This window comes from Sphingomonas sp., from assembly GCF_964263785.1.
Taxonomy (GTDB): Bacteria; Pseudomonadota; Alphaproteobacteria; order Sphingomonadales; family Sphingomonadaceae; genus Sphingomonas.
In genome coordinates this window covers 1-5,815 of sequence record NZ_CAXVWL010000119.1, presented here as the reverse complement: position 1 = coordinate 5,815, position 5,815 = coordinate 1, and the positions used below count along the sequence as shown (strand labels likewise).

Sequence of the window (5,815 nt, the reverse complement as noted above, 5' to 3'; positions counted from 1 at the left end):
CGTCGCAGGACAGCCAGTACCGCACCGTCGCCACGATCCGCATCCCGGTCCAGGACGCCTATACTCCCGAGCGTGTGCGGTATTTCGACGAGGTAATGACATTCCGCCCGGCACACAGCCTGGCCGCGCACCGGCCGCTCGGGTCGGTGATGCGGGCGCGATTGCAAGTGTATCGCGCGCTGTCCGCCTTCCGTCATCGCGAGAACGGCATTGCGGAAGAGAACACCGCCGACTTCGCGCAGATCCCGGCCTGAGAGGAACAGCCATGGCGACCCCACCCGACGCGCATGCCCGCGCCGCCCGGCCGATCGGCACCGTGCCGACGACGTTGACGATAAACGGCGAGACCCGCACGCTCGCTATCGAGCACTGGACCTCGCTTCACGACCTGCTGCGCGAGCAGGAGGACCTGATCGGCACCAAGAAGGGCTGCGACCACGGCCAGTGCGGGGCCTGCACGGTGCTGATCGACGGGCGGCGCATCAATTCCTGTCTGAAGCTGGCGGTGACGCTGGACGGGGCGGAGATCACCACGATCGAGGGGCTCGGCCAGCCCGGCAAGCTGCATCCGCTGCAGGCCGCGTTCATCGAGCACGACGCCTTCCAGTGCGGCTACTGCACGCCGGGTCAGATCTGCTCGGCGCAAGGTCTGATCAACGAGGGTCGGGCGCATTCACGGCAGGAGGTGCGCGAGATGATGAGCGGCAATCTGTGCCGCTGCGGCGCCTATACCAACATCGCCGACGCGGTCTGCGAGGTGCTCGCCGCGCGAGATGGCGCCACCATGCAGGAGGCGGCTGAATGAGCCCGTTCGACTACATCCGCGCGGGGAACGTCGGCGAGGCGCTGCAGGCCGGTGCCGGCGAGCAGGTGCGCTACTTGGCCGGCGGCACCAATCTAGTCGATCTGATGAAGGAGAACGTCGAGCGGCCGGTCACGGTGGTAGACATCAACCGCCTGCCGCTCGACCGGATCGAGGAACTCGACGGCGGCGGGCTGCGGCTCGGGGCACTGGTGCCGAACGCGGACACCGCTTGGGACGAACGCGTCGAGCGACGCTATCCGCTGCTGTCCTCCGCGATCCTCGCCGGCGCCAGTCCGCAGCTGCGCAACGCTGCGACCAACGGCGGTAACCTCAACCAGCGCACCCGCTGCTATTATTTCTACGACGTCGCGACCCCCTGCAACAAGCGCGAGCCCGGCTCGGGCTGCGGCGCCATCGGCGGGGTGAACCGTATCCACGCGGTCTTGGGCGGGAGCGAGCAATGCATCGCCACGCACCCGTCGGACATGTGCGTGGCGCTTGCCGCGCTCGACGCAGTGGTGCGTGTGTCGGGGCCGGGCGGCGATCGCGAGATCGCCTTTAGCGACTATCACCGGCTGCCGGGCGATGAGCCGTGGCGCGACAACAATCTCCAGCCGGGCGAGCTGGTGACGGGCATCGACCTGCCCGCCGAGGACTTCACGCAGAACTATACCTACCTTAAGCTGCGCGACCGCCTATCCTACGCCTTCGCGCTGGTATCGGTCGCGGTCGCGATGCGGCTGGAGGGCGGCACGATCGCGGAGGTCCGCGTCGCACTCGGCGGCGTCGCACACAAGCCGTGGCGGCGGCCCGAGGCCGAGCAGCAGTTGCACGGCGTCGCCCCGTCACCGCAGGCGTTCGGCGCATTCTCCGACGCGCTGCTCGCGGGGGCCGTCGGCCAGGGCGAGAACGACTTCAAGATCCCGCTCGCCCGCAAGGCGATCGTCCGCGCTCTCAAGCAGGCCGCCGGCGCCACCCCGCAATCGCAGACCGACAAGCGCGTCGCGTAAGGACATCCGACATGGCAACCGCACTAAAACCCGCCACGGGCAAGATCGGCATCGGCAGCGCGATCAGCCGCGTCGACGGCGTCGAGAAGGTCACCGGCACCGCGCGCTACGCCGCTGAACATCCGGTCGCGGACATGCTCTACGGCTTCATCGTAGACGCCACGATTGCCAAGGGTCGGATCGTCGCGATCGACGAGGCCGCGGCACGGGCCGTGCCGGGCGTGGTCGAGGTGATTTCGCACTTGAACCGTCCGCACGTCGCCTGGACCGACCACAGCTACAAGGACGAGCTGAAGGTGCCGGGATCGCCCTTCCGGCCGCTCTACGACGACGTGATCTGGTTCAACCAGCAGCCCATTGTGCTGGTGGTGGCCGAGACGTTCGAGGCCGCGCGCTATGCCGCGAGCCTGATCGAGGTGTCCTACGAGGCGGAAGCGCACAACACCGATTTCAAGGTGGCGCTGGCGGAGAAGTACCTGCCCAAGAAGAAGCGTAACACCTATGTCCCGCCCAAGGCGCGCGGCGACGCTGCGCAGGCGTTCGCCGACGCGCCGCTGAAGGTCGCGGGCGACTACAAGCTCGCACCCGAGCACCACAATCCGATGGAGATGTTCGGATCCACCGTCGAATGGCACGGCGACGGTGCCATCACCGTCCACGACAAGACGCAGGGGTCGCAGGGCGTGCAGGCTTATCTCGCCAGCATCTTCGGCTTCTCGAAGAGCAAGGTGCGCGTGCTCAACCCCTATGTCGGCGGCGGCTTCGGCTCGGGGCTGCGGCCGCAGCATCAGGTGTTCCTGGCGGTGCTCGCCGCCAAGATGCTCGAGCAGTCGGTGCGGGTGACGATGACGCGCCAACAGATGTTCAGCCACGCCTATCGCCCGCAGGCGATCCAGAGCACCGCACTGGGCGCCGAGACCACCGGCAAGCTGGTGTCGATCCGCAACGAGGCGACCACCTCCACCTCGCGCTACGAGGACAATATGGAGAATGTCGTCACCTGGGGACTGATGAACTACGACTGCCCCAACGCCGACGCCGACTACACCGTTGCGCAGGTTGACACCGCCACCTCGGCCGACATGCGCGCGCCAGGAGCGGCGACCGGCATGACGCTCTTCGAGATGGCGATCGACGAGATGGCCTATGAGGCCAAGGTCGATCCTCTCGAGTTCCGGCGGATCAACTACTCCGCGATCGACGCGATGAACGCCGTGCCCTACACCAGCAAGGCGCTGCGCGAGGCGTATGACGAGGGCGCGGCGGCGTTCGGCTGGGCCGAGCGCTCGGCCGAGCCACGGTCGATGCGCGATGGCAGCGAGCTGATCGGATGGGGCTGCGCGACGGGCATGTGGGACGCGCAGTTCGCGAAGACTGCCGCCAGCGCCAAGCTGTTCGCCAACGGCGCGCTCGAGGTGGCCTGCGCTACGTCCGACATCGGCACCGGCACCTACACGGTAATGACGCTGGTCGCGGCGGACACGCTGGGGCTGCCGCCCGAGCAGATCACCGCGCGGCTGGGCGATTCCGACCTGCCGTCCTCACCGGTCGAGGGGGGGTCGTGGGCGGCGGCGTCCTCGGGCGCCGCGGTGCAGCTCGCCTGCCAAGCGGTGGCCAAGAAGCTGTTCAAGGCTGCGGGCAAGATCGCCGGCGAGCCGCTGGGCGACGCCGGCTTCGACGACGTCACCTTCGAGGACGGCTGCATCGTCCTGAAGGGAGAGCCCACCGTGCGTGTGCCGTTCGGCGAGGCGATGCGCGCCGCCGATCTCGACGTGATTGAGGAGCAGGAGACCGCAGCACCCGGCATCGGCGACATGTGGCGCGGCCTGCACAAGTCGAAGAACACCCACAGCGCGATCTTCGCCGAGGTCAGGGTCGACGAGGAGCTGGGCGTGGTGCGCGTCACCCGCGTCGTCAACGCGGTCGCGGCGGGGCGGATCATCAATCCCAAGACCGCGCGCAGCCAGATCCTGGGCGGCGTGGTCATGGGCATCGGGATGGCGCTCCACGAGGAGACCTTCTCCGACCATCGGCTCGGCCGCTGGATGAACCACAACTATGCGGAATATCATATTCCGGCCCACGCCGACGTCGAGGATATTGAGGTGATCTTCGTCGACGAGCCCGACCCGGAGGTGACCCCGCTGGGCGTGAAGGGTCTGGGCGAGATCGGCATTGTCGGCACCGCAGCTGCCGTCGCCAACGCGATCTATCACGCGACAGGCAAACGCGTGCGCTCGTTGCCCATCACTATCGACAAGCTACTAGCTGCGGATGGGTGAACGACGCCGCGGCAGATAGACCCAGCTTCGGTCATTAGAGCGGACCTGTGCACTTCTTCAAAGCGGACTTTCATTCATAATACGATCAGGTTGAGGCAACGCTTCGGGTCGTGTAGTAACGGATGTGTCGCTTGCGGTGTCTCCGGCCACGTACGGCCAGGACGGCTCTAACCTCGCACAATGAGCGGCGCAGACGGTAGGCACCGTAGCCTTTGTCAGCCAGTAGGTAGCAAATGCGACCGATACTCTTGGGAGTGCTGGTGCAGTCTTCACATCGCTGACGTGGCCAGAGATTAGCATCAGCGCGCACCGGAGAAATCATCGTACGTCCCGGCCTCGAACGAACGTTGTCGGCGCGCCCAAGCTTGGAGCGCGAGGGGCACCGCTGTCGCACGACAGCGGTGAAAGTGGTCGAGGACTGAACCTGATTGACCGGATCGGAACGACGATCACATAGCGGCGTCGGCAGGTCGACTGCGTTGCGAAGTCGGCTCGCTCTCAGCGGCCTGGAACGGGTTGCCTCGCCCGGGCTTAACGGCGTCCTAGAATCCTGCCGTAGGAGGCGGTCTCCTCCTTTAAGGCGGAGCGTACTTCGGCGACCGCAATGTTCGTCTCGATTTGGACGGCCAGTGCGGCGAGTCGAAGATCCTCAAAGGTAGTCACGGCCGGTTCGGTCATTCTAATCATCAGCTCCTCGGCGGCCTCCGTCCGCCTAGTGAAGCGTTCGGCCCATCCCTGGTCCACCAGTTCGCCCGTGTCGTCCGCCTCTCTGAGCAGCCGTGCGAGATCCTCTGCAGCCTCGATCCATTTCGCTCGCTCGGACCCGATCTCGTCTTTGAGCTCATCAAGGGACCTTCCGCTCGGCACGGTGAACGCGCGCAGCGTGAAAAGCTTTTTCTCGTAGGAGCGCAGGCCGGTCCTAATCGGCGTACCGAGATCGGTCTCGAACTTCGCCGCCGCCTTGGAACGCCATGCGCGGAAGTCGGACCAGAGGGTCTTGAGGAGCGTGATGATTGAGAGCGCAAAAGCCGCGATGGCGACCCAGTTTGGCGCAGCGGGCGGCGGGAGCGGTGCGGGCGGCGCTGCCGAAGCCTCCAAGTGCGCCGCCGTCGGCCCGGAGATGTGCGGGACGGCTCCGGAGCGGGATGAGCTGCTCAGCGACTCATGACCTGCTCGGCGTATCCGAGCAGTCTTGCCCTCACGTGCGCGGGCGCATCGAACCGGTAGTGGTCGAAGAAGCCTTCCACCGAACCGAGTCGACGTACGCTCGCCGAGAACATGCCCTGAAAGAACGAGGAACTCACCTGTCGGAAGTTGGGAGGGAACCGGACGTCCACCGGGTCCGGATCCTCGTCCAGCCGGGCGAGGCCGAAGCTCTCGCGTGCCGCCAGCCCCCGCTCGTGGCCGGCGAGGTTGTGCACCTCGCCCCTGGTCAGCAGGGTGATGTCGATGGGCTCAGGCATCGGGGGCGACATCGTCGAGCTTAGTCCTCAGATGGTCCGGGTCGATCGTGAAGCATGCGGACAGCACGACTCCCGGAAACGAGTGATCTAATGTCATGACGTGCTCCGTGCTAGGGGCCTTTTGCGGATCGTTGCCGTCGTTGAACCACAACTCGCGGAGCGCACTCTTTTTCCGTTCCCCCTGCCGGTAGGCACCCGTCACGCGCAGGCACGCGGAGCCCGACAGGACCGTAAAGACGGACGGCTGATCCGGGA

The 5,815-nt window shown here is 66.3% G+C and carries 6 protein-coding genes and 1 pseudogene; 4 read left to right on the top strand and 3 right to left on the bottom strand.

Annotation, left to right across the window (positions count from 1 at the left end):
• The 4 genes and pseudogenes from ACE5C1_RS15435 to ACE5C1_RS15420 form a co-directional block, all read left to right on the top strand.
• Nucleotides 1-254, top strand: a pseudogene (locus ACE5C1_RS15435) (catalase); the annotation flags it as partial.
• A gap of 11 nt (nt 255-265) precedes the next feature.
• Complete coding sequence (locus tag ACE5C1_RS15430; protein ID WP_374944959.1) at nt 266-805, top strand: (2Fe-2S)-binding protein; 540 nt, start codon at nt 266-268, stop codon at nt 803-805.
• Nucleotides 802-1,815, top strand: coding sequence for an FAD binding domain-containing protein (locus ACE5C1_RS15425; RefSeq protein WP_374944958.1), 1,014 nt, complete (start codon nt 802-804; stop codon nt 1,813-1,815). The genes ACE5C1_RS15430 and ACE5C1_RS15425 overlap by 4 nt, the downstream gene beginning before the upstream one ends.
• Nucleotides 1,816-1,826: 11 nt before the next feature.
• Complete coding sequence (locus ACE5C1_RS15420; protein ID WP_374944957.1) at nt 1,827-4,097, top strand: xanthine dehydrogenase family protein molybdopterin-binding subunit; 2,271 nt, start codon at nt 1,827-1,829, stop codon at nt 4,095-4,097.
• Between the two features lie 531 nt (nt 4,098-4,628).
• On the opposite strand, the gene ACE5C1_RS15415 is transcribed toward ACE5C1_RS15420, so the two are convergent.
• The 3 genes from ACE5C1_RS15415 to ACE5C1_RS15405 form a co-directional block, all read right to left on the bottom strand.
• Nucleotides 4,629-5,195, bottom strand: a complete 567-nt coding sequence (locus ACE5C1_RS15415) for a hypothetical protein (RefSeq protein WP_374944956.1) — start codon at nt 5,193-5,195, stop codon at nt 4,629-4,631.
• A gap of 56 nt (nt 5,196-5,251) precedes the next feature.
• Nucleotides 5,252-5,560, bottom strand: coding sequence for a hypothetical protein (locus ACE5C1_RS15410; RefSeq protein WP_374944955.1), 309 nt, complete (start codon nt 5,558-5,560; stop codon nt 5,252-5,254).
• A partial coding sequence (locus ACE5C1_RS15405; RefSeq protein ID WP_374944954.1) for a hypothetical protein occupies nt 5,553-5,815 on the bottom strand: 263 nt, incomplete at its 5' end. The genes ACE5C1_RS15405 and ACE5C1_RS15410, both read right to left, overlap by 8 nt.

What these genes read in the sequence shown, in the direction of transcription:
- ACE5C1_RS15430 (WP_374944959.1), top strand. Translation starts at nt 266, where the DNA reads ATGGCGACCCCACCCGACGCGCATGCCCGCGCCGCCCGGCCGATCGGC.
- ACE5C1_RS15425 (WP_374944958.1), top strand. Translation starts at nt 802, where the DNA reads ATGAGCCCGTTCGACTACATCCGCGCGGGGAACGTCGGCGAGGCGCTG.
- ACE5C1_RS15420 (WP_374944957.1), top strand. Translation starts at nt 1,827, where the DNA reads ATGGCAACCGCACTAAAACCCGCCACGGGCAAGATCGGCATCGGCAGC.
- ACE5C1_RS15410 (WP_374944955.1), bottom strand. Translation starts at nt 5,560, where the DNA reads ATGCCTGAGCCCATCGACATCACCCTGCTGACCAGGGGCGAGGTGCAC.